The organism is Novosphingobium subterraneum, assembly GCF_000807925.1.
Classification (GTDB): Bacteria; Pseudomonadota; Alphaproteobacteria; order Sphingomonadales; family Sphingomonadaceae; genus Novosphingobium; species Novosphingobium subterraneum.
This window is the reverse complement of the sequence record NZ_JRVC01000007.1, coordinates 108205-132255: the sequence shown is the minus strand read 5'-3', so window position 1 is coordinate 132255 and position 24051 is coordinate 108205. Positions and strand designations below refer to the sequence as shown.

Genomic DNA, 24051 nt, shown 5'->3' with positions numbered 1-24051 from the left:
GTTACCCATCCATCGCCGCCAGCCGCTTGGCCTGGTCCTCGGCGATCAGCGCATCGATCAGTTCGGCAAGGCCAGGGCCTTCGAGGATTTCGGGCAGGCGGTGCAGCGTCAGGTTGATGCGGTGGTCGGTCACTCGGCCTTGCGGGAAGTTGTAGGTGCGGATGCGCTCGGAGCGGTCGCCCGATCCGACCATCGCCTTGCGCGCCTCGGCCTCTTCGCCCTGGGCAGCATCGCGCTGCGCCTCGAACAGGCGGGCGCGCAGGACCTGCATCGCCTTTTCCTTGTTCTTGTGCTGGCTGCGCCCGTCCTGGCAGGTGACGACCGTGCCGGTGGGCAGGTGGGTGATGCGCACGGCGGAATCGGTGGTGTTGACGTGCTGCCCGCCTGCGCCGCTCGCCCGGTAGACGTCGATCTTGAGATCCTTGTCCTCGATGAGAATGTCCACTTCGTCCGGTTCGGGCAACACGGCGACCGTCGCGGCAGACGTGTGGATGCGGCCACCACTCTCCGTCACCGGCACGCGTTGCACCCGGTGCACGCCGCTTTCGAACTTGAGCTTGGCGAAGACCCCGCTGCCCGTGACGTTGGCGACCACTTCCTTGTAGCCGCCGAGATCATTGGCGTTGACCGAGACGACCTCGACCCGCCAGCCCTGCTCGGCGGCATATCGTTCGTACATGCGGTAGAGGTCCGCAGCGAAGAGCGCGGCCTCGTCGCCGCCGGTGCCAGCGCGTATTTCCAGCATGGCCGGGCGGCTGTCCGCCGCATCGCGCGGCAGCATGGCGAGGGCGAGGCGGTGTTCGGCCTCAGGCAATTCGGCGTTGATCCGGCGGAGCTCCTCGTCCGCCAGCTCGCGCATGTCGGGATCGTCAAGCGCGGCAAGGCTCAACAGTTCGGCGCGCATGTCCGCGATCTCGCGGGCGACACGGGCAACCGGCTCCAGTTCGGCATAGTCGCGGCTGGCGGCAATGAACTCCGGGCCTTCCAGCGTGCCCGAAGCCAGCCGCGCCTCGAGCTCGGCAAAGCGGTTGGCGATCTGGGCAAGACGGGCTTCGCTTACCGACATCCACTCCCCCCACACTTCGTCATCCCGGCCCTGGCCCGGGATCCCGCTTCTTGGTGAAGCGCCGCAAGAAGAACAGCGGGACCCCGGGTCAGGCCCGGGGTGACGGAGTAATGCATGGTCACTTGCCGCTGAAGTCGGCGACCAAGGCCGCCAGTCGCTCGTTCAAGGCAGTAAGCGCCTCATTTTCCGCGCGGAACCTCATGCTTGGTGTCCCATCGCGCATCGCGAGCGCGAGTATAGCGTTAGCTCCCATCTTGACCGCCTTGTCGAACCGCTTGCGCGCAGAGCCAGACGCCACGAGTTCTGCGGAGACACCTTCCCGGCGCAATCGCGAAGCCTGCGCAATTCCGCTGGTCAGCAGCGCGTCGTCCTCGACCACGACGATTACGTCGGCCTTGGCCTCGCCCTTCTCGCCCACCAGCATCGCCAGTCGCTCGATCCCCGCAGCCCAGCCGACAGCAGGCGTCGCTGAACCGCCCAGCGCCTCCATCAGGCCATCATAGCGGCCGCCTCCAAGGACGGTGCCCTGCGCGCCCAGGCGGTCGGTCACGAACTCGAACGCGGTGTGGCGGTAGTAGTCAAGGCCGCGCACCAGCGCCGGAGCGCGGGTCCATGCGACGCCCGCGGCATCGAGACCTGAGGTGACCTTCGCGAAGAAGTCCTGCGCCTCGGCACTAAGGAAATCGTCGATCCTCGGCGCGTCGGCGTTGAACGGCTTGTCGCGCGGGTCTTTGCTATCGAGGATGCGCAAGGGGTTGCGTTCGAGGCGGTCCTGCGAGTCCTCGGACAGCTCGCCCTTCACGGCGCGGAAGTAGTCGATCAGCGCCGTGCGCCAAGCCTCGCGGCTGGCGCCATCGCCCAGCGTGTTCAGCTGCAGCGTCACACCGTCCGCAATGCCCAGTTCCTTGAGGAGCTGGTCGGCCATGACGAGAAGTTCGACGTCCGCCTGCGGCTCGCCCGCGCCGATCACCTCGGCGTCGATCTGGTGGAACTGGCGGTAGCGGCCCTTCTGGGGGCGTTCGTAGCGGAACAGTGGCCCGTGGGTGGCGACCTTGAGCGGCGCGTACTGCTGCCAGCCATCGGTGAGGTAGGCGCGGGCGATGCCGGCGGTGAATTCGGGACGCAGCGTCAGCGATTCCCCACCGCGATCCTCGAAGCTGTACATCTCCTTGGAGACGACGTCGGTTGTCTCGCCCAGCGAGCGGCTGAAAACGGCCGTCTTTTCGAACACTGGCATTTCCACGCGGCGGAAACGGTAGAGCTTGCGCACGCGCTCGAACGTCTCGACGACGAAGGCAAAGGCCTCGGCGTCGGGGCCGAAGATGTCCTGGGTGCCACGGATGGCCTGCGGTGTCTGTGTGCTCATGGAGCGCGCGATTAGCCCGAAAGCGCGAAAACGGAAAGCGGTCAGAAAAAGGTGGGCGACAATGGTTGCGAATGTGACGGCTTCGCGCCATTAACCGGTCCATGAAGACGACGCTCGCGGCAGCCCCGCTCCTCCTCGCCCTTTCCGTATCAACTCAGGCGCTTGCGGCAAATTCTGCGCCCATGGCCGTGCCGATCCAGCAGACCGTGCCGGACGCACAGGATGTGGCCTACCCCGGCGTAATGATGCTCGATATCGACGCGAGCGACGTGGCGCGCGGTGCCTACAAGGTCACGCAGACGATCCCCGTTGCCTCGGGCGCGAAGGAAGTGATCCTGCTCTACCCGCAGTGGCTGCCCGGCAACCATGGCCCGCGCGGTCCCTTGGCCGAACTGGTCGGCGTGCAGTTCTTCGTCGATGGCAAGCCGGTAGAATGGAAGCGTGACCGGGTCGAGGTCTATGCCTTCCACGTCATGCTGCCGGCCGGCGCCAAGGAAGTCGTCGCCAAGCTGATCCACACCTCGCCGCTGCAAAGCGCCGAAGGGCGCATCACGATGACGCCCGAGATGCTCAACCTGCAGTGGGAGAAGATGAGCCTTTATCCGGCAGGCCACTACGTGCGCCGCATCCGTGTGAAGCCCACCGTAACCCTGCCGCAAGGCTGGACGCCCGCCACCGCTCTCGACGGAATGAGCATGAGCGGCAACCGCGTGACCTGGGCCGAAACCGACTACGAGACGCTGGTCGATTCGCCGATCTTCGCCGGCAAGTACTTCAAGAAGTGGGACCTCGGGCAGAACGTCACGCTCAACGTCGTGGCCGACAAGCCTGAGCAGCTCGAAGCCAAGCCGGAACACATTGCTGCCCACAGCGCCCTGGTGCAGGAAGCGAAGCTGGCATTCGGCGCCAACCACTTTGACCATTACGAGTTCCTGCTCGCCCTGTCCGACAAGATCGGCGGCATCGGCCTCGAGCATCACCGGTCAAGCGAGAACCAGCTGGAGCCGGAAGCCTTTACGGAGTGGGCCAAGCAGGAATGGGACCGCAACCTGCTGCCGCACGAATATGCACACTCGTGGTCGGGCAAGTTCCGCCGCCCGGCGCGCCTGTGGACGCCCGATTATCGTCAGCCGATGCAGGGTGACCTGCTGTGGACCTACGAAGGCCAGGACCAGTTCTGGGGGGCCGTGCTTGCCGCGCGTTCGGGCATGCAGGGCAAGGATACGGTGCTCGGCATGCTGGCAGCGTGGGCCGGCGGCTTCACACAGCAGCCGGGCCGTGACTGGCGTTCGGTCGAGGATACAGGCTTCGATCCCGTCTTCGCCTCGCGCAAGCCCAAGCCTTACTCCTCGCTCGCCCGCAATGAAGACTACTACACCGAAGGCGCGCTGGTCTGGCTCGAGATCGACCAGATCCTGCGCGAAGGCACCGGCGGCAAGAAGTCGATCGACGATTTCGCCAAGGCGTTCTTCGGCATGAATCCGGGCGACTATGGCCAGATCCCGTTCGAGGTGGACGAGATCGTGACCAAGCTGAACGCGCTCTACCCCTATGACTGGGCCAAGCTGATCGACACCCGCATCAATCAGCCGGGCCAGCCCGCGCCGCTGAACGGAATCGAGAAGGGGGGCTACAAGCTTGTCTGGAAGGAGGAGCCGAACCCCTACATGAAGGCCGCAATGGACTTCGGGAAGGGCCTGAGCCTTGCCAACTCGGTCGGCATCTCGCTTGACAAGGACGGCAAGGTTACCGGCACCCGCTGGGACAGTCCGGCGTTCAACGCCGGCATCGTGACCGGCACGCAGATCATGGCAATCAATGGCACGGCCTACAGCGCTGATGACATGAAAAAGGCGGTCACTGCGGCAAAGGGCGAAAAGGGTCAGCCCCTCGAACTGCTCGTCAAGCGCGGCAACCGGTTCGAAACGGTGAAGATCGATTACAAGGATGGCCTGCGCTACCCTTGGCTCGAACGTGTTGCACCGGGCAAGGCACCCACCGGCCTCGACCTGCTGCTGACGCCGAAGCGTCCGGGCGCGGCTGCGGCGAAGAAGAAGTAAGCCTGTGAGCCGTGGCGGCGTCACGCTGGGCAACCGGCTGGCGCCGCCGCGCTTCGTCCTGTTTCTTGTGCTGCTCCTGGCCGCTTTCTGCGGCTACTTGCAGATCCCCGGCGCAAACCAGATTGCCGACGCGGCAGCATTGAGTTTCGATCTTGCAGCAGGCGTCTTCCTGCTTTCCTTGCTGCCGCTGCTGCGGGACAGCGACGTAACGCAGATGCGCGCCCACGCCACGGCGAACGATGCCAATCGTGTGCTCGTGCTGGCGATCACCACGATCGTGACCATGGTGGTCCTTGCCGCCATTTCCGGCGAGCTGCCACGCGCCTCGGGCGGAGACCGGTTGGCCATGGTCAAGCTCGTCGGCACGCTGCTGCTGACCTGGCTGTTCGCCAACTCGGTCTATGCCCTGCACTATGCGCACCTGTTCTACACCAGCCGCGATGGCAAGGACGCCGGTGGGATCGACTTTCCGGGCACGAAGACGCCCGACTACCTGGACTTCGCCTATTTCAGCTTCACGCTCGGCATGACTTTCCAGACATCGGACACCGAGATCACCAGCAAGACGGTGCGCCGCATTGCCACGCTGCACTCCTTCGCGGCGTTCGTGTTCAACATCGGCGTGATTGCCTTCACCATAAACGCCCTAGGATAGGGGTTTCGCCATAAGTCTTGTTGCGGTGCAAAAGCGGCTTCGCTAGTGGCGGCGCATTCTCTCCACCCAATGAACAGGGCCAAAGATGCGCATCGACATGATTCCCACCGGTGACAATCCGCCGGAAAGCCTCAACGTCATCATCGAGGTTCCCGTCGGCGGCGAGCCGGTCAAGTACGAATTCGACAAGGCATCGGGCGCGTTGTTCGTCGACCGCATCCTGCACACGCCGATGCGCTATCCTGCCAATTACGGCTTCGTGCCGCACACCCTTTCACCCGATGGCGATCCGCTCGACGCACTGGTGATCGCGCGCTCGCCGTTCCTCGCCGGCTCCGTCGTCCGCGCCCGTCCAATCGCCGTACTCAACCTCGAGGACGAACATGGCGGCGACGAAAAGCTGGTTTGCGTTCCGGTCGATTCAACCTTCCCGTACTATTCGGACGTGAAGGAACGCGAAGATCTGCCCGAGATCGTCATGCAGCAGATCGAGCACTTCTTCACCCACTACAAGGACCTGGAAAAGGACAAGTGGGTACGCGTTGGCACCTGGGGTGGTGCCGATGATGCAAGGCGCATCACGATCGAAGCGATCGAACGCGCAAAGTCGGCCAAGGGCTGAGCTTTACAAGCTTGCGCAAGATGGAGGGCGAGGGGTCTGCCGACCTTGCGCCCTCTCTCTTTTCAATCGCCCGCCACGCTCATGCCGTCGATACGCAGGGTTGGCGTATCGATGCCGCGGTAAACGTCGAGGTCGTCAGCTGCAGTCAATGCAGCGAACATATCGATGAGATTCCCCGCCACCGTAAATTCTGCAATTGGCCCCGCCAGTTCGCCATTCACGATGCGGAAGCCCGAAGCCCCACGGCTGTAGTCGCCAGTTACGCCGTTGACGCCCTGCCCGATCAGTTCGGTAACATAAACGCCATCGGCAATGTCGGCCATCAGCTGGGCTGGCGTGACGGTGCCGGCTTCTAGCACGACATTGCTGGACGTCACGTGCGGCGCGCCCGAAGACCCGCGCGAGGCATGGCCGGTCGGCATTGCACCCAGCTGGCGTGCTGCGGCCGAATCCATGAGCCAGCCGGTCAGTCGCCCTGCATCGATCAGCTTGCGCGGTGCGGTGGGCAGTCCTTCGCCATCGAACGGGCGCGAGCGCATACCGCGTAGCGCCAGCGGATTGTCCGAGATGGTGATCGCACTGTCGAACAACTTCTGGCCATCGCGATCGAGCAGGAAGCTGGCGCGACGGGCAATCGAGGCTCCGCTCATTGCTCCCAGCAGATGGCCGACCAACGAATTGGCGACGCGCGGGTCGAACACGACCGGCATCGGGCCGGACTTGACCCGTCCTGGATTCAGGCGGCGTACGGCCCTCTCACCCGCTTCGCGACCGATGTCGGCAGGGCCTTTGAGGTCCGCGGCATAGCGGGTGCTGCGCCAGGAGTAGTCGCGCTGCATGTTGCCGCCTTCGCCAGCGACGACACTTGCCGAGATGCTGTGGCTGGAGGCGGCATAGGCACCGGAGAAGCCGTGGCTGGTGGCCAGTGCGAACAGCCCGCGGCCAGCGCTGGCCCCGCCGCCCTCGCTGTTGGTCACCCCGGGGATGGCGCGGGCGGCTTCTTCGGCTTCTTCAGCGAGGCGGCGAAGGTCTGCGGGGCTGGGTTCGGTCCCGTCATCAAGATCGAGGTCGGGGGCGAGACCCTGCAGCAAGAGTTCTTCGGGGGCGAGACCTGCAAACGGGTCTGCCGGAGCGAGCCTTGCCATGGCAACGGCCCGGCTGGCCAGTTCATCGAGCGCAGCGTCGCCTAGATCGGTTGAGCCGATCGAGGCCGATGCTCCGCCGACAAAGACGCGCAGGCCGATGTTCTCGGACTCGGACCGTTCCACATCCTCGAGCGCGCCAAGACGGACCGAGACCGATTCCGAAGAGTTGCCAAGGTAGACGGCATCGCCCGCATCGGCCCCGGCACGGCGCGCACGCGCGATCAGCGCTTCGCAGCGCTCCTGGGCTTCGGCGGGTGACAGCATGAACAGACCTTTTCGCAAGCGGGAAGGCTGCGGGGTCTAGCGCCCTCAACGGGCGGGGGCAATCTATAGGTCAGGAAGCCGACTTCGGTTCAGAAGAATGCGGCAAGCGCCTTGAAGACGCCAGTAATCAGGAATGGCAACAGCGCCGCAAGCGCCCAGACCCTGATCTGGTCTCGCTTGAATGCCGCGGCGAACGCCATGTCATGCGCCTGGTCGTCGCTCAGATGCTCCCAGCGGCGCTCGAAATGGCGGAACAGCGGGATGATGGCCGCAACCAGCACCACCAGCACGAAGACTGGAAGGATCGAGGCGCTCTGGTCCTGCAGCTCGTGCATGGTGACGAAGATCTGCAACGCGGTGTAGACCAGCAGCCCGTAGGCAACATTGTTGCTCATCTTCTTGCGCCAGTCGATCGCCGCGGACTTTGCCGCATGCGAATGGAGGGCCTTGTTCATGGCTCCGTTCCTTGTGCTACCCTGCTCCGAAAGCAGTAGATCATGCGGCAGGCGAACCTGCAAGATCAATTCCAATCTGGAGTGTTCCGCCGAGGCACGACTTGCGCGTTCACGTCTCGACAAGGCAGACCATGCATAAATCCTGCCAAATGCGCGGCGCGGGGTTTGCCGCATCGCGATGAGGCGTTAATGGAAGGACCAAGCGCCTGAAACTGCAGAGCCGAAGCGATGACCGTGATCGAAAAGACTGCCGCACCCGCGAATGCCGCCCCGCCGATCCCGCAGGGCGGGCTCGAAGTCGTGTCGATCGCCAAATCCTATGACAAGCGCGCGGTTCTCACCGACATCTCCCTTTCCGTTGGCAAGGGCGAGGTGCTGGGCCTGCTGGGCCCCAACGGCGCGGGAAAGACCACCTGCTTCTATTCGATCATGGGTCTCGTGCGCCCTGATTCGGGCCGCATCCTGCTCGATGGTGTCGATATCACCAAGCTGCCGATGTACCGGCGCTCAATCCTCGGCCTCGGGTACCTGCCGCAGGAAACCTCGATTTTCCGCGGCATGACTGTCGAGCAGAACATTTCAACCGTGCTCGAACTGATCGAGCCGGACAAGGCGACCCGCGACTCCGAGCTTGAACGTCTGCTCGACGAATTCGGGCTGACCCGGCTGCGCTCCAGCCCGGCCATGGCGCTTTCAGGCGGGGAGCGCAGGCGCTGCGAGATCGCCCGCGCCTTGGCGGCGCGCCCGTCGATCATCCTGCTGGACGAGCCCTTCGCCGGGATTGACCCGCTTTCGATCAGCGACATCCGCCATCTGGTAAAGGACCTCAAGGGGCGCGGTATCGGCGTCCTGATCACCGACCACAACGTGCGCGAAACACTCGATATCGTGGATCGCGCCTGTATCATCTACGGCGGGCAGGTACTTTTTGCAGGCAGCCCCGAAGCGCTTGTTGCCGACGCCAACGTCCGCAGGCTCTATCTGGGCGAGGGTTTCACCCTGTGAGACAGAGCCGCAACTGATGCGGGACTCGGGGGGAGTCTGAGAGATGGCGCTCGGGCCTCGGCTGGACATCAGGCAGACCCAGTCGCTGGTGATGACGCCGCAACTCCAGCAGGCGATCAAGCTGCTGGCGTTATCGAACCTCGAGGTGGAAACCTTCATCGGCGAGGCGCTCGAAGCCAATCCGCTGTTGGAGATTGGCGAGCCTTCTCCAACAGAACCGGTGGAGACCCTGCCCGAGGAGCTGCGGCGGACGCATCTGGAATCCTCGCCGGTTGACCAGCTGGTCTCTGAAGGTCGGGTCGAGGAAGATCGACCTCTCGACATCGACGTCTCCGCGCTCGACCGCGACCGCGACACTGGCGATGCTGGCGCATTCGAGCTTTCCTCCTCGCGCGACTTATCGGCAGGCGGCGAAGGCCCGGATATCGACGAGCATGGCCGCTTCGAGCAGACGCTGGCCGAGCATCTGCATGCACAGATTGGCGCGATCACTTCGGACCCGCAAATGCTGTTCGTCGCACGCTGGCTGATCGATCAGCTGGACGAGGCAGGCTACATCGGCATTCCACTTGGCGAAATTGCCGAAGCGCTCGGGCTTTCACTCGTCGTCGTCGAACGCGCATTGACGCTGGTGCAGACGCTCGACCCCACTGGCGTCGGCGCGCGCAACCTTGCCGAGTGCATCGCGCTGCAAGCCAAGGAGGCCGATCGCTACGATCCCTGCATGGCCCGGCTGATAGACAACCTGGACCTCGTCGCGCGCGGCGAGATCGCGCGGCTCAAGCGGTTGTGCCAGGTCGATGACGAAGATTTCGCCGACATGCTGGCCGAGTTGCGCAGCTACGATCCCCGTCCCGGCCTGCGCTTCGGTGGTGGCGCTGCAGAAGCCGTCGTGCCGGACATCCTGGTGCGCGCGACAAGGGACGGGTGGAACATCGCGCTCAACCAGGCGACCCTGCCGCGCCTGGTCGTCAACCGCAGCTACTATGTCGAGATGCGAGGGGCCTGCATCAGCAAGGACGCCAAGGCTTGGTTGGGCGACAAGCTGGCGGACGCCAACTGGCTGCTGAAAGCGCTCGACCAGCGTCAGAAGACGATCCTCAAGGTGGCATCGGAACTGGTAAAGCAACAGGACGGCTTCTTCCGGCATGGCGTTGCGCACTTGCGCCCGCTCACGCTCAAGACCGTGGCCGAAGCGATCTCGATGCATGAATCGACTGTCAGCCGCGTCACCTCGAACAAGTACCTGCATTGCGAGCGTGGCACATTCGAGCTGAAGTATTTCTTCACATCCGGCGTAGGCTCTTCGGACGGCGAAGGCGCTTCGGCCGAAGCGGTCAAGGCCGCGATCCGGCAATTGATCGATGCCGAAGATCCCAAGGCGATCCTTTCGGACGATGCCCTTGTCGATCTCTTGAAAGCCAAGGGTTTCGACCTCGCCAGGCGCACCGTGGCGAAGTATCGCGAGGCAATTGGGCTCGGCAGTTCGGTGCAACGGCGGCGCCAGAAAGCGCTGGCGGCGGTCCGCTAGGCGCTCAAGCGCCGGGACGCTCGGCCAGCATGTGCTGGATCATGCCCTGCAGGTTGGCATCATAGCGCGCGAGAACCTGATGGTCCTCTGCCGTGTCCCAGTGCGTCACCAGTTCACGGCCGTTGAACCAGTGCAGCGCATAACCCGGTGGATCGGCAATGATCAGGTTGCGCTCATCCGGGCAATCTGGATCGATCGGGCGCAGGTCCAGCGCGACTTGCGGCGCCGTCGACGGGCATGTGGCGACAATCGTGCCCTCCCATGCCGTGCTGATGGCGCGATGGATATGGCCACAGACGATACCGATGATGTTGCTTCTGCCGCGCAGGCATGCCGCCAGTCGTTCGACCCATGGTTCGGCAGGATCGGTGTTCATCCAGGGAATGCCGACCTCCACCGGGGGGTGGTGCTGGACGATCAGCGTGCGCGCCTCTGGCGCCTCGTCGAGCCGCGCTCTGAGCCAATCGGCCCGAGCCTCGCAGAAGGCTCCACCGTGGCGACCTTCCTCGAGCGTATCGAGCACGATCAGGCGTAGCGGTCCGGCTTCCACGACATATTGGAGAAAGCCACCGTCAAAGGTGATCTCGGGGAAAACCTCGCGGAAAGTGGCACGCTCATCATGGTTGCCAAGCGCATAGTGGACCGGGAATGGCAGGCCCGAGAAGGCTTCGCGCAAGCGTTCGTAGCTGGCCTTGTCGCCGCGATCGATCAGGTCACCGGTCGCCAGCAGCAAATCCGGGCGCGGCTGCATCGCGGCCAGCTCCCCCAGCACGCGGTCAAGCCGCTGCCGGTTGAATTCACCGGGCGAGTCAGGCTCGAACCCCAGGTGAATATCGGTGACCTGTGCGATCAGCATCTTCCCCCCGTTCCGGCGCGCTAGCGCAGCTTCACCGGGAAACGGGGCCTTTCAGCCACGGCCACGGTTTGCGCCACGTCCTTCTTGCGGTCCTTCTTGGGCGCCCAGGGAGCGCCCGCATCCATGTGGTAGGAGTGGCACATGGCGCAGGAGGAATCGACCGGGTCTTTCACGGATACGGATGCAAGCTTCGCTCCCTCGCCGCCGACATGGCAGGAACGGCAGCCGCCCTTCCCGTCAATCCCAGGGACGAGCAGATCGCTCGCCTTGTTCGAAGTAGCGGCATTGACGTGGCAATCGGCGCAATCGCTCTTGCTGTGCGGCTTATGGTCGAACCAGCCCTTGTGGTAATAGCGATCGTTCTGTGCGACCGGCTGGACGGCAAAGCCCCCGCTTGCCGCAGAACCGCCGCGCGTGACGGTATGGCAATCGTAGCACATGCCGCCATTTGAGAAGACTTGCGCCACCGCCTGTTCGGCGCGCGTCGGATAGAACCTCACCGCGCGGGCATAGTCGGCCGCAGTGGAACGCAGCGCAGCGTCGCCTGGCACGCGGCGAGCGAGGCCCGACAGGTTGGCCGGACGCGCCGGAGCGCCGCCACGATAGAATGCGCGCAGATCGGCGACCACCAGTTCAGGCTCGCCATGCCGCAAGGTTCGGAAGGTGCCGCCGACCTGGTCGAAGCTCAACGAATGGCAGGACTGGCAGGAATCTTCCATCACTACCGGCTTGAAGCGGGTGCCGGTGGCATCGGCCTTGTGGCAATCCTTGCACTGCAGCGCATCGCCGGCGGCAAAGCGTCCTGGCATGCGGCGCACCATCTGCGCGATGCCGTTGGTCTTCGACAGATGCTGGCCATGGGTGAATTTCAGGCCGTTGTTCTCGGTCAGCCCCGGCGTCCAGCCGGCACGCTGGAAAAGGGGCTTCCTGCCGTTCATGCCGCTGATGATCATCGGCTTGAACTGGGGATGGGCCGTTCCGAAATCGGCGGCATCGGCGATCTTCGTGTCCGGCAAGCGACCCTTCATTCCGTTGTGGCAGTCCGCGCAGAACTTCTGCTGGGTGGCCGGCATAGCACCCGCCCCCTCATGCTCAGTGTGACAATCCACACACCTGCCAGCCGGGCGATTGAAGGCACTGGCCACCGCACGCTGGATCGCGGCCATGCCGGATGGTTCGCCGCGCGCCTTCAGCAGCCGCCCCTTGTCCGCGATGTGATCGTGCGCGTCCTTGGTGTGGCAGGTCAGGCATGCGTTGTCAGTCACCGCGACAAAGGCCTGCGTGTGGCAGGCCTGGCAATCTCCACCCAGGTTCTTGTGGGCAAGGCTCAACGGCCCCGAGGACCAGGTCTGGTCGGCATGGAAGCCATCGGGCCGGCGCGCCTTCTCCTGCATCGCCAGCGGCTTGTAGGTCATGTAGCTGTAGATCGGGAAGGCGAGGAACGAAACCAGGACCAGTATGGCAAAGGTCCACGCCGACATGCGCTTGCCGGGCAGCAGGCCCTTGAGCGTGTAGACGGTGGCGATGTCCTTGTCCTCGGCCGAGTCCGAAACTGCCTCGACGCGGCGAACGGTGAAGGTTGCCGCCCCCGACTCAGGATCAACCGAAACGGCAATGCGGTGACCACCAAAGGTCAGTTCCGCGCCCGCCAGCGGATCCAGCGGACATTGCGTCGTGCTGCGGCCGTTGACCTCGAACGGCTGCGCTCCGATCGAGGCGATAATCAGGCTGCCGTCCGCGGCGCGCGTGACCTGTGCATGGCGCGGATCGACGGCAAGGTCGGGCAGGTGGATGTCGCATGCGGCATCACGGCCGATGGTGAGAACATCGCCTTCGACCGTGGACGGCCGGACGATCTCCTCGCCACTGGACTTGAGCGCGATCTGACGGACTAGAAAGCTCATCTTGCGCTCACCAGTAGAAGAAGACGCTGACGATATGGGCGGAAAGCGCCGCGATCAGCGCAAATGTCACGGGCACGTGAATGTAGAGCCATGCCTGCAGCCAGGATTTCAGCTTCAGGTGCCGTCGCATTCGACCGAGCATCGCCTCCTTGCGCGTAAGCAGGGCATCGATCTTGTCGAGCGGATCGTTGGCAATGCGCGGGCGATAGGCCCGCAGCCGCCGCAGTTCCGCTGCCGTGCTACGCGTGGCGCATCGGGGGTATTTGCCGGTGATGCGGTTCCAGAAACTGCCAGCGAACGGATCTTCATCAAGGCTCTTGCCGACGAGCGTCGCCGTTTCAGGGTCGAGCGGCTGGGCAGCATCGTGGATCTGGCGATCAAGCGAGCGCAGCGCTTCGATCATCTGCTTTTCGGTGATCGCGCCTTCTTCGTCATAGCGGTTGGCTGACAGCGCCTGCGGCAGCGTGGCATAGACCCAGATGCCGAAGATGCCCGATCCGATCACGATCAGCATCAGCGCCCAGGCCAGAGTATGGACGTTCCAGCCAAGGTGAAAGCCCGAATGGAGCGTACCGATCACTGTCAGGCACAGGCCGAGGTAGACATGGGCTGAAGTCCATCCCTTCAGGCTCCAGCGCCCCGGGGTAATTGCGCGCTTGCGCATGCCGAGCATCGTCAGCCACAAGATCAGCAGCACACCGATCGTGCCGAGCGTATAGCCCAGCCAGCTTGAACCGAAGTGCGTGCCCGGAAGCGGCACGAAGATGTAAAGGGCGATCAGAGCGACCGCCAGCAGGGCCGAAAGCTTGCCCCAGAACAGGTTCCGGTGCGTAAGAAAGCCCTCGTGCGTGGATGTGCGCTGGCGGGTGGCGCCGGTACGCTTGCGTGGTGCAACGGATGCCATCGGCTCAGACCCCCTCGTTCTCGAGCCGCGCGACGGTCAGGAATTCGTCGGGCGATACGCGGATGGCAGCGCCGGTCGGGCAGGCGCGGACGCAGCTCGGGCCGCCTTCGATCCCGGCGCACATGTCGCACTTGATCGCTTTCTTGCGGTCGAGCAGTTCGTCGACTGCGGGATCGCCAGTGTACTTGGTGTTCTTCTTCGACCACTTGTAAGGTGGCTCGCCCGGCCCCGGGCCCGAGCCGAAGAACAGCCATGACAGCAGCGAGGGCTTCTTTGGCGGCACCTTGTCCATGCGGATCACGCCGTAGGGGCAGTTACGCTGACAGTTGCCGCAGCCGATGCAGGTATCGTTGATGAACACCTCGCCATCAGGTCCGCGATGGATCGCGTTGGGCGGGCAATCCGCCATGCAATGCGGATGTTCGCAGTGGCGGCACGATGTCGGCACGTGGAGATGAGCAAAGCTCTTGCCTGCCTCGCGATCGAGGCGCGAGAGCCCGTCATGACTGTCGGCGCAGGCCTTTTCGCAGTTGTCACAGCCGACGCAGAGCCGTTCATCGATCAGCAGGACGTCGGTCGCTTCGCCCAACCCCTGACTGACGAGGAACTTGGCCTGTTCGGAATAGAGGTCGACCACGCCCGAGAAGCTGTCCTTCTTGGATTCGATGAAGGCATTCGTGGCGCGGCGCACTTCCATGTCCTTGCGCGCGCGTTCGAGCAGGGCGGGCTTGGCGGCAAGGACGCGGCTGAAGGCCTCGCCATCGATTCTGATGACCTCGCTCTTGATTGCAGCACGCACCGTTGCCGTGCGCCGCCCGCCATCGATCAGCGCCATTTCGCCTACGTAGGAACCGGCCGGCAGGTAGGACAGGAACACCGGCTTGCCGCCAACTTCCTTTTCCACGACCATTGAGCCTACACGGATGACAAAGATGTCCTTGTCTTCCTCGCCTTCCCGGATGATCGCGTCACCGGCGCGCACCTGCAGGATCTTCGAGGTCTCGACCACTTCCGCAATGTCGGCGCTCGTCAGCCCGGAACCGAACATCTGGAGGATCTGACGTTCGGTCGAGATGCGCTCTATCGCGCGCTTGGCTGTCGGCACCTGGCTTTGCAGCTTGAGCGCGGCGTTGCGGCTGATCTCAACGCAGATGGTGTCTTCCGCCGCCACAATCGTGGCGCCACGCTTGCGCCCGGAAATCAGGCCGACTTCGCCGAAGATCGTGCCGGCGGGAATCGGCACGACCTTTGTAGGATCGTTGGGGTCAAGCCGCACGTGAACCGAGCCCGAGGCAATCGCGAAGAGGGAGGACCCGGGATCGTTCTTCTCGAAGATCGTCTCGCCCTTGGCGTAGGCGCGCGCGGCCGAATCGAGCATGAATTCGCGCAGCTGCAACGTGGTCATGCCATCGAGGATCGTGACATTCGTCCGCAGGAACTCGAGCCAGTCATTGACCGAACGGTTACCCGGCAAGCCTGCAAACTTGGCTTCGAGCAGTGGCTCGTCCGCCGGTTTCAGTTCGGTATTGCCGTTGATGAACTCGACGACATCGTAGCCCTGGTTCATGCAGTGCTTGATCAGCGGATAGCCCGCCAGCGCGCCGATCACGAAAATGCCGGGCGCCGTCGATTCGAACTGTGGTGACAGAGTCGGGAAGGCGAGGCGGTCGGCACTGGCGAACTCGATGCCGCAGCCTTCCACGAAAGCGCGCGGTGGCGCCGAACCGATACGCGCGATGATGCGGTCGCAGCGGATGCGCTCCTCGCCGTCGCGGGTCGACAGGGTGATCCAGCCGGGCTCGATCGACTTGGTCTCGGTCTCGTAGCGGATCGTCAGCTTGCCTGCCGCGTCATCCTCGACCAGAGCCTTGGCATTGGGCTCCTTGGCGGTGGCGAAGCTCTCGCGGACGTTGGTCGATTTCGGACTGCGGTTGAGCACCGTGACGACGTTGCCCTGTGCCGGATCCTCGACGAGGCCACGCGCGTTCTCGATCCCGGCGTCACCGGTACCGACCACAACGATATGCTGGTCGAGCACGGCGTAGGGATCGTCCAGCTGGTAGGTCACATGCGGCAGATCGCCGCCGGGGCAGCGCATGAGGTTCGGGTTGCCCTGCGTGCCGATGGCAAGGACCACGGTTTCTGCCATGACCGTCTCGCCGTTGGTCAGCTCGATGGCATAGGGGGGTGCGAAGCGCTGGAGCTCGGTCGTGGTGGTCGACCCGTCGCGCGCTCTCGTGACAATCTTCTGTACCGAGCCGGGAATCGGGGCGCCGGTTCCCTTGATGGATTTCACCTCGGCATTGTACTTCACGTTCACGCCGAGCTCAGCGGTGCGGCGGTTCCACTTGTCGAGGATGTCTTCCTTCTTGCCCGCGTCGAACTCCTGATCCGATCGCAGGACAAGCTGCGATGGCGTGGCCATCACGTGCTTGCCTTTCTGGTACTTGTAGATCGTGTCCGAAAGGTGATCGGTCTTTTCAAGCAGCACGTGGCTCATGCCGAGCTGCGCCGCACGGCCGGCAGCACTCATGCCCGCCGGGCCCGAGCCGATGATCGCAACCTTGAAAACCTCGCCCACCGGTATGCGTCCCCCGCATCGCGAACCGACGGCGCTGTTCCCGCACCTGCCTGTTCAAAAAACCGATTTGCGACCCCTGTGGCATGACATTAGCCGATGCGCCGCGCATTGCCACCCGCAATTTGCGCATCCGGACGTGGGAGGCGGGTTGTGCGCCGGTGACGCTTGCAAGCGACCCTACCGGCACGATATGCGCCACATAACACGGACGCCGAGGATGGTGCCCGACAGGAGTGAGCGATGACCGATCCCCAGCCCGCCAGCGACCCGCGGGAGCCTGCACCGCGTGATCCGGCGCAAGGGACGTCGCGCGTCGGCCGCTATGCCCTGATTGCCGCAGGACTGATCGCGCTGGGCGCTGGCGGTGTTGCCATGCTTCGCGGCCCGGACACGCCCCCTCCTCCGGCCGTGCCACCGCCCGCCGCCCCCAGCCAGCAGCCTTCGGTGGATGACGTGATCGCCAAGCTCGAGGCAAAGCTGGCGGAGAAACCGGACGATGCCGAGGGCTGGCGGATGCTGGGCTGGTCCTATTTCCAGACCGAACGCTACGCCGAAGCTGCCACCGCGCTGAAGAAGGCGACGAAGCTCGACCCAAATCATGCCGAAACATGGTCGTTCCTGGGCGAGGCACTCGTGCTTGCCAGCAAGGAAGAGGGGCGGATGCCCCGTGACGCAAAGGCAGCGTTCGACAAGGCGATCAAGCTTGACCCGAAGGATGCCCGTGCGCGCTATTTCCAGGCGGTGGCAATGGACCTGGCCGGTCGGCATAGGCAGGCCATCAACGCCTGGTTTGCCCTGCTCGAGGATACGCCCGCTGACGCCCCGTACGCCGAAGACATTCGCGAGGTAATTCGCAATGTCGGCGAGAAGTACAAGATCGATGTCGAGAAGCGCCTTGCCGAAGCAAAGTTTGCGGCCCCTGCCAATGGCGTGATTACCGATGGTCCGCACAAGGCTGCGGCAGGAATTCCCGGCCCCACCAGCGAGCAGATGAAAGCTGCCCAGGGGATGCCCAAGGGTCAGCAGGAAGCCATGATTCGCGGCATGGTGGACGGACTGGAGGCGAAACTTCAGGCCAATCCCGGCGATGTCGACCGCTGGATCATGCTGCTGCGCAGCCGCATGCAGCTGGGCGAACCGCGGAAGGCGGCAGAGGCTTTGCAGAGGGGGCTTGCCGCCTTCCGCAACGACAGTGCGAGCTCACGCAAACTGCGTGAAGCTGCTTCGAGCCTTGGTGTAGCCGGGGCCTGATTCGGCCCTGCGAACCCGGCCATTGGGCAAAGGCGCGCGTTCGGCATTAACCTTGCGGCATGCGTTCCGGCCAAGGTGATTCGTTTCGGTACACCCGGAAATCAAGGCTTTTCGTGCCAAATCGAATCAGTGCTGCGCCGAATTGAATCACTTTTCCGAGACTTGGGCGTTAACCCGCGCGAAACCGCTTCGTCGCTTTACAACAAATTAACCTTTCATGTTCATTCCTCCTATGGTTAATGGCGGGCACCCCGAATTGAAGGCGGGTTAATTGCCTCAGGGACATGGCAATAGAGGGGCGGTTCAATGCGCGTACTGCTGATCGAGGACGAACCTACAACGGCCAAGGCGATCGAGCTCATGCTCACGACCGAGGGCTTCAATGTCTACTCTACCGACCTTGGCGAAGAAGGCCTCGATCTCGGCAAGCTGTATGATTACGACATCATCCTGCTCGACCTCAACCTGCCTGACATGCACGGTTACGACGTGCTCAAGAAGCTCCGCGTCGCCAAGGTGCAGACGCCGGTCCTGATCCTTTCGGGCATTTCGGAAATGGACAGCAAGGTCCGCTCGTTCGGCTTCGGCGCCGACGATTACGTGACCAAGCCCTTCCACCGCGAAGAGCTGATCGCCCGCATCCATGCGGTGGTGCGTCGCTCCAAGGGCCATTCGCAGTCGGTCATCCGCACCGGCAAGCTTTCGGTCAACCTCGATGCCAAGACGGTCGAGGTCGATGGTGCCCGCGTGCATCTGACCGGCAAGGAATACGCAATGCTCGAGCTGCTTTCGCTGCGCAAGGGCACCACGCTGACCAAGGAAATGTTCCTCAACCACCTTTATGGCGGCATGGACGAACCGGAACTCAAGATCATCGACGTGTTCATCTGCAAGCTCCGCAAGAAGCTGGCACATGCCTGCGGTGGCGAGAATTACATCGAAACCGTCTGGGGCCGTGGCTACGTGCTGCGCGATCCTGATGACATGAGCGCGATCGAAGCGGCCTGACCGCGTGTTTGCCATAGCCATCCCTGAGACGGCCCGCCGGAAACGGCGGGCCGTTTGGCATTCGGGCCATGCACTTGCGGGCATGGAGGGGAACCGCCGCGCGCCTCGCCCGCTGCCTTATGCGACATGCAACGAGGATGAGCAGGACATGGCCAAGGGATTGAAAGCAGGCGACAAGGTTTCGTGGAAAAGCCATGGCGGCGAAGCCCATGGCAAGGTGGTGCGCAAACTGGAGAAGCCAACCACGATCAAGGGCCACAAGGTCGCCGCGTCAAAGGACAACCCCGAGTTTCTGGTCGAGACCGAAGAGGGCAAGCGCGCGGCGCACAAGCCGGGGGCGCTCAGACGCGACTGACGGCCAAGCGAATGCCCGTCACCCGACCCGGGTGAAGTACGTCGTTTCCATCTCCGGCATGCTCTTGTCGGCCCAGACAATCGTCTCGGTCATCGACTTGCCGTCCTTGGCAACGGTGTAGACCCGCGTTGCGACCTGCCTGCCCTCCTTGCCGAGTGTCATCACCAGCGTGTTAGGTGCCGGCTGACGCAGCGATGCGGCATCGTAGATCGGAATGTTGCCGGAGATCGGTACGGCCACGCCATCGAGTTTCGCTGTTGAGCCTGCGGTCATCCGGCTGCCGTCGGGCGTGACGATTTCGACCTGCGTCGTCCACTGCCGATCGGGCGAAACCCTGAACGCGATCATGACGCTGCGAGGCCGCTCCTCGGCCGGAAGACGCGCTGTGTCGAGCGACCACTTACCGATGAGCGGCGAGGCAATTGCACCGGCCGAATGTGCAGCCGGTGCCTGCGCAACCTGTTGCGAGCCGGTGGAAACCAGCATGAGACCGGCAGCGAGGGGTATCAGAGTAATCATGGCGATCTTTCCTTTCGGCCAGAGACGCACCGCGAGTGCGGGCTGTTCATCAGCGTCTTCCAGGAAGCCGGTCGGAGATAGATCAGTTTTTCTGGGCCAGATTTCCTGTCCCGCCACCAGCCGCGCCAGTTCGCGACTGCTGCCGATCCCGGTCTTGCGCCTCGCATCGCGCAAGCGCTCGTTGATCGAGGCCTCGCTACGGTCGAGTACGGTGGCGATCGACTTTATCGTGTGCCCAGCGGTGAGCAGGCGAAGGACTTCCAACTCCTTGTCGGTAAGTTCGGCGATCGCGGGGCAGCCATGATCGGTTGCAGACATGGCTCTCTGATCACCACAGCAGGCGCGCACCGTCCATCCAATTTTCTTGTACTCGGACGCGGGAGGCTGATGATATTGACCCCTGCGGGCCGCCCTGCCAAACGCCGCCGCCATGACAGCCTACAAACCCGGCGATCCGACGACGATCAACCGCCTCTATGGCCGTGCCAAGGGCAAGCCCTTGCGGCAGGGCCAGCAGGCGCTGGTCGATGAACTGCTGCCGCAGATCTCGATGCCTGCAGCAGGTCCGATCACTGCCGAGGCTCTGTTTGGCGAGCCTCGTCCACTCCACTTCGAGATCGGCTTCGGTGGGGGCGAGCACATGGCGTTCCGCGCCGACATGCTGCCCGATCACGGCTTCATCGGTGCGGAGCCGTTCCTGAATGGCGTGGCCCAGGCGCTTACGCACGTTTCAGGGGACAACGGCGAGCATCCGCCCATCCCCAACGTGCGTATTCATCACGGCGATGCGTTGGAAGTGCTCCGGCGCATTCCGGACGGCTCGCTTTCATTTCTCTATCTTCTGCACCCCGACCCCTGGCCAAAGGCACGCCATGCCAAGCGGCGCATGATGAACGACGGACCCGTCGACATGTTCGCGGCAAAGCTCAAGCCCGGCGGGGAATTCCGATTCGGCACGGACCACGCGATCTATCTGCGCCACGCCTTGATGGTCATGCGCCGCCACAAGCACCAGTTCGAATGGCTGGCGAGCGAAGCGAAGGATTTCCAGATCCGCCCCGGCGGCTGGCCTGAAACGCGCTATGAGCACAAGGCGCGGACGGTATATGGCCATGAGGTGTGGTATTTCCGCTACCGCAGACGCGGTTAACGCTTCGTCGCAAAAAACTCTCCCTTTACGGTAGAGTATAATTTCTTGCATTTTGGTAGAGATTAATCCGGAGTAGCGGTTCGTCCCGGCCGACAACGGCAGATGGGGGACCGAATCACATGGACTTTATCGCAGGCATCGACTTTGCCGCGTTGCTGCCGTTCATCGCCGTTGGCTTCGCCGCGCAGATGGTCGATGGCGCGCTGGGCATGGCATTCGGTGTGATCTCGAATACCCTGATGGTCGGCGTGCTGGGCATTCCCCCCGCCCTGGCGTCGCAGCGGGTGCACATCGTCGAATGCTTCACCACTGCCACTTCGGGCATCAGCCATCTCCTGCACGGCAATGTCGACAAGAAGCTGTTCTTCCGCCTGCTGCTGCCCGGGATGGCCGGCGGCATACTCGGTGCCTACGTCCTGTCGTCGATCGACGCATCGCTGGTGAAGCCGTGGGTGCTACTCTATCTTTCTGCGATCGGCATCTACCTGCTGGTGCGGGGGATTCTCTATCCGCCCAAGATCAAGGAGGCCGGGTGGGTCGCGCCGCTCGGGCTCGTCGGTGGCTTCCTTGATGCCGCAGGCGGTGGCGGGTGGGGGCCTGTCGTCACGTCCAACCTGCTGATCCAGGGTGCCGATCCGCGCAAGGTGATCGGCACGGTGAATACCGTCGAGTTCTTCCTGACGCTGACGGTATCTGCGGCGTTCATCTGGCACCTCGGCGTGGCCGATGTTGCCGGTGCAACACTCGGGTTCCTGATCGGGGGGCTTGCAGCGGCGCCGTTCGGCGCTTGGGCGGCCAAGCACATTCCGGCCAAGACGATGCTGATCATGGTCGGCACCGTCCTCACCCTGACCAGCCTCTACGGCGCGTACAAGGCATTTTCCTGAGGCGTTGCGGGCTTGCGCATCTTGATGTGCGGGCCCGCCCTTGCCTGAAGATTACTCCGCATTAACCATGACATGCAATAAGGGGGGGCGGGTCGAGCGCGACTCCGCCACGGCTGGAGGGCAGGTCTTCATGGCGAACTTGGGCGCAAGCGGCATTACCATTGACGAAATAAGAGAGTTCGCCAGTTTCACTGCTGCCGAGCAGCGCTATATCCGCCGCAGTCTCGACGTCGCCCGCGGCCGTAACGAAACCGTTCGCCGCTGGGGCCGCAGTACTGATGAAACCGCGTCGATCCAGGAACAGGCGGATCTCTATCGCGAATTGCCGCTGCTGCGCCAGTTGCTCCCTCATGTTGACGGGATCGACGCGCTCGAGCCGTTCATGGGCCCGCTGGTACGGTTGACGGCTTTTGACCTGGCGCAGAACAGGATCACCGGCTTCTCAGCCTATCGCTTCCTGTACGAGCGACTGCTTGGCGCCGCGGCCCGCCCCTGGCTTCCCGGGGCCTTCTGCGGAGCGGCAGCCTTGCCGGTCATCCGTCCCGACCGCCGTCGCGCGCTGCTGCAATCGATCAGCGAGGCTGCCGCAACGGCGCACGGCTGGTCGCTGCGCGAACCGGTGTTTTATCCTGAGTTCGTCGAAGCCGAAGCCGCCTAGAGCGGTTTCTAGGGCACCAGCACGGTATCGCGCGCAACGGCGTCTGTCTGGGGATAATCCAGCGTGTAATGCAGGCCCCGGCTTTCGTGCCTCGCCCTAGCCGAGCGGACGATAAGTTCGGCGCTCTGCAACAGGTTGCGCAACTCGATAAGGTCTGTGGTCACGCGGAAGTGCCCGTAATAGTCGTTGACCTCACCGCTGAGCATCTGGATGCGATGGGCCGCGCGTTCAAGCCGCTTGTTGGTGCGCACGATGCCGACATAGTTCCACATGAACCGGCGGATTTCGGTCCAGTTCTGCTTGATAACGACTTCCTCGTCAGAATCGGTCACACGGCTTTCGTCCCACGCGCGCACTTCGGGAGGTGCGTCGAAGCTGTCGCGCCGGCGCAGGATATCGCGCGCGGCGGCATCGCCGAACACGAAGCATTCCAGCAGGGAGTTCGACGCCAGGCGATTGGCCCCATGCAAGCCGCTTTCGGTGCACTCGCCCGCAGCGTAGAGGCCGGGCAGATCCGTCCGCCCGTCAAGATCGATGAGAATGCCGCCGCAGGTGTAATGCTGGGCCGGCACGACCGGAATGGGGCTGGTTGTCATGTCGATGCCCAGCCCCATTAGCTTTTCGTAGATGTTAGGGAAGTGTTCGCGGACGAAATCAGCTGGCATGTGGCTGATATCGAGATGGACGTAATCCAGGCCGAACTTCTTGATCTCGGCGTCGATCGCGCGGGCCACGACATCGCGGGGTGCAAGTTCGAGCCGTTCGGCGTCATAGAACTCCATGAAGCGCTTGCCCGTCCGCGGGTTCACAAGGCGACCACCCTCGCCACGCACCGCTTCGGTGATGAGGAAGTTCTTGACCTCGAGGTTGTAGAGACAGGTGGGATGGAACTGCATCATTTCCATGTTGGAAACACGCGCCCCGGCCCGCCACGCCATGGCGATGCCATCGCCGGTCGCACCGCGTGGGGCTGTGCTGAACTGGTAGACGCGCCCTGCGCCACCGGTTGCCAGGATCGTTGCACTGGCCGTATGCGCCTCGACCTTCCCGCTGGCCTCATCGAGCGCATAGACGCCCCAGACCCTGCCGGAGCCCGAGTAACGGGCCGCTTCGTGCCGCCCGGTTATCAGGTCGATGCACGTCCGCCCGGGCAAGAGCGTGATATTCGAATGCGCCCGCGCAGCATCGAGCAATGCCTTCTGCACGGCGGCACCGGTCGCGTCGTCGACATGGACGATGCGGCGGTGCGAATGGCCGCCCTCGCGTGTCAAGTGCAAGGCGCCTTGTGCTGCGTTGAAAGGCACGCCGAGTTCAACAAGGCGCCGGATCGCTGCTGGTGCATTCTCGACGACGAACTCGACCGTCTCGCGACGATTGAGACCGGCTCCAGCGATCATCGTGTCGCGAATGTGGTCCTCGAACGTGTCGCCTTCATCGAGAACCGCTGCGATGCCGCCCTGCGCCCAGTTCGTGGACCCGCCGTCCAGCGATCCCTTCGCCAACACCAGCACGCGGCAAGTCTCGGCAAGAACCAGGGCGGCCGTCAAGCCCGCGGCACCTGAACCGACCACCAGCACGTCGTGAATGGTCTGGGCTGGCGCGCCGTCGTCTGCTGCTGCATTGCCGCTCAAGCGGTTAACTCCCAATCTTGCCTCGGCCTTGCCGTAACGGCTCATGCCAGGATGCGAAAGAGCGCCTGACGCTGGTTCCGGACAAGTGTAACCGGCTTTTAATGCCGTTAACCATGTTGGTCACTTGCTTCGCAGGTGCAGCATGATAGGTATTCTCACGTAAAGCCCTCGCGCAGAT

Annotated in this window: 21 protein-coding genes; 11 read left to right on the top strand and 10 right to left on the bottom strand. The window is 63.5% G+C overall.

The window, feature by feature from the left end:
* Position 1: 1 nt before the first annotated feature.
* Positions 2-1066 (bottom strand): peptide chain release factor 1, encoded by a 1065-nt coding sequence (gene prfA, locus NJ75_RS08895; protein ID WP_039333558.1) that lies wholly within the window; start codon positions 1064-1066, stop codon positions 2-4.
* A gap of 118 nt (positions 1067-1184) precedes the next feature.
* Entirely contained in the window at positions 1185-2432 is a 1248-nt protein-coding gene (gene hisS, locus NJ75_RS08890; protein ID WP_039333555.1) for a histidine--tRNA ligase, read from the bottom strand.
* 101 nt (positions 2433-2533) lie between these two features.
* Between hisS and NJ75_RS08885 the strand changes: the two genes are divergently transcribed.
* From NJ75_RS08885 to ppa, 3 genes are all read left to right on the top strand, one after another.
* Complete coding sequence (locus NJ75_RS08885; RefSeq protein ID WP_039333553.1) at positions 2534-4492, top strand: M61 family metallopeptidase; 1959 nt, start codon at positions 2534-2536, stop codon at positions 4490-4492.
* Between the two features lie 4 nt (positions 4493-4496).
* Positions 4497-5147: a DUF1345 domain-containing protein gene (locus NJ75_RS08880; protein ID WP_156135747.1), complete on the top strand. Its 651-nt coding sequence runs from the start codon at positions 4497-4499 to the stop codon at positions 5145-5147.
* A gap of 85 nt (positions 5148-5232) precedes the next feature.
* Positions 5233-5769, top strand: coding sequence for an inorganic diphosphatase (gene ppa / locus NJ75_RS08875; RefSeq protein WP_039333549.1), 537 nt, complete (start codon positions 5233-5235; stop codon positions 5767-5769).
* A 62-nt stretch (positions 5770-5831) separates the two neighbouring features.
* Here the strand turns inward: ppa and NJ75_RS08870 are convergent, their stop codons facing one another.
* Complete coding sequence (locus NJ75_RS08870; protein ID WP_039333548.1) at positions 5832-7178, bottom strand: TldD/PmbA family protein; 1347 nt, start codon at positions 7176-7178, stop codon at positions 5832-5834.
* A gap of 89 nt (positions 7179-7267) precedes the next feature.
* Positions 7268-7633: a hypothetical protein gene (locus NJ75_RS08865; RefSeq protein WP_039333547.1), complete on the bottom strand. Its 366-nt coding sequence runs from the start codon at positions 7631-7633 to the stop codon at positions 7268-7270.
* Positions 7634-7861: 228 nt separating this feature from the next.
* Between NJ75_RS08865 and lptB the strand changes: the two genes are divergently transcribed.
* Both lptB and rpoN read left to right on the top strand, forming a co-directional pair.
* Entirely contained in the window at positions 7862-8638 is a 777-nt protein-coding gene (lptB, locus tag NJ75_RS08860) for an LPS export ABC transporter ATP-binding protein (RefSeq protein WP_039333545.1), read from the top strand.
* Positions 8639-8681: 43 nt separating this feature from the next.
* Positions 8682-10169 (top strand): RNA polymerase factor sigma-54, encoded by a 1488-nt coding sequence (rpoN, locus tag NJ75_RS08855; protein ID WP_039333543.1) that lies wholly within the window; start codon positions 8682-8684, stop codon positions 10167-10169.
* 4 nt (positions 10170-10173) lie between these two features.
* Here rpoN and NJ75_RS08850 read toward each other — a convergent pair whose 3' ends face one another.
* From NJ75_RS08850 to NJ75_RS08835, 4 genes are read right to left on the bottom strand one after another with little or no spacing between them, the layout of a single operon-like run.
* Positions 10174-11025 carry a phosphodiesterase gene (locus NJ75_RS08850; protein ID WP_039333542.1) on the bottom strand — a complete coding sequence of 284 codons (852 nt, stop codon included), beginning with the start codon at positions 11023-11025 and terminating at the stop codon, positions 10174-10176.
* Between the two features lie 20 nt (positions 11026-11045).
* Positions 11046-12929 carry a cytochrome c3 family protein gene (locus NJ75_RS08845; RefSeq protein WP_039333541.1) on the bottom strand — a complete coding sequence of 628 codons (1884 nt, stop codon included), beginning with the start codon at positions 12927-12929 and terminating at the stop codon, positions 11046-11048.
* 7 nt (positions 12930-12936) lie between these two features.
* A complete protein-coding gene (locus NJ75_RS08840; RefSeq protein ID WP_039333540.1) occupies positions 12937-13833 on the bottom strand; it encodes a hypothetical protein in 897 nt (298 codons plus the stop codon).
* A 4-nt stretch (positions 13834-13837) separates the two neighbouring features.
* Entirely contained in the window at positions 13838-16414 is a 2577-nt protein-coding gene (locus NJ75_RS08835) for a cyclic nucleotide-binding domain-containing protein (protein ID WP_039333538.1), read from the bottom strand.
* Positions 16415-16654: 240 nt separating this feature from the next.
* On the opposite strand from NJ75_RS08835, the gene NJ75_RS08830 reads away from it, so the two are divergent.
* From NJ75_RS08830 to NJ75_RS08820, 3 genes are all read left to right on the top strand, one after another.
* The gene (locus NJ75_RS08830; protein ID WP_039333537.1) at positions 16655-17665 is read left to right on the top strand and encodes a tetratricopeptide repeat protein; all 1011 of its coding nucleotides are present in this window, start codon (positions 16655-16657) and stop codon (positions 17663-17665) included.
* A gap of 306 nt (positions 17666-17971) precedes the next feature.
* A complete protein-coding gene (ctrA, locus tag NJ75_RS08825) occupies positions 17972-18673 on the top strand; it encodes a response regulator transcription factor CtrA (RefSeq protein WP_011443965.1) in 702 nt (233 codons plus the stop codon).
* Between the two features lie 82 nt (positions 18674-18755).
* Positions 18756-19028 (top strand): hypervirulence associated TUDOR domain-containing protein, encoded by a 273-nt coding sequence (locus NJ75_RS08820; protein ID WP_236727099.1) that lies wholly within the window; start codon positions 18756-18758, stop codon positions 19026-19028.
* An 18-nt stretch (positions 19029-19046) separates the two neighbouring features.
* On the opposite strand, the gene NJ75_RS23285 is transcribed toward NJ75_RS08820, so the two are convergent.
* Positions 19047-19865 carry a helix-turn-helix domain-containing protein gene (locus NJ75_RS23285; RefSeq protein WP_230487718.1) on the bottom strand — a complete coding sequence of 273 codons (819 nt, stop codon included), beginning with the start codon at positions 19863-19865 and terminating at the stop codon, positions 19047-19049.
* A 112-nt stretch (positions 19866-19977) separates the two neighbouring features.
* On the opposite strand from NJ75_RS23285, the gene trmB reads away from it, so the two are divergent.
* From trmB to NJ75_RS08795, 3 genes are all read left to right on the top strand, one after another.
* Complete coding sequence (trmB, locus tag NJ75_RS08805) at positions 19978-20697, top strand: tRNA (guanine(46)-N(7))-methyltransferase TrmB (protein ID WP_039333533.1); 720 nt, start codon at positions 19978-19980, stop codon at positions 20695-20697.
* A gap of 119 nt (positions 20698-20816) precedes the next feature.
* On the top strand, positions 20817-21584 hold the full coding sequence (locus tag NJ75_RS08800) for a sulfite exporter TauE/SafE family protein (protein WP_039333531.1): 768 nt from the start codon (positions 20817-20819) through the stop codon (positions 21582-21584).
* A gap of 130 nt (positions 21585-21714) precedes the next feature.
* The gene (locus tag NJ75_RS08795) at positions 21715-22242 is read left to right on the top strand and encodes a hypothetical protein (RefSeq protein WP_039333529.1); all 528 of its coding nucleotides are present in this window, start codon (positions 21715-21717) and stop codon (positions 22240-22242) included.
* Between the two features lie 8 nt (positions 22243-22250).
* Here the strand turns inward: NJ75_RS08795 and nadB are convergent, their stop codons facing one another.
* Positions 22251-23918, bottom strand: coding sequence for an L-aspartate oxidase (gene nadB / locus NJ75_RS08790; RefSeq protein ID WP_236727098.1), 1668 nt, complete (start codon positions 23916-23918; stop codon positions 22251-22253).
* Positions 23919-24051 lie beyond the last annotated feature (133 nt).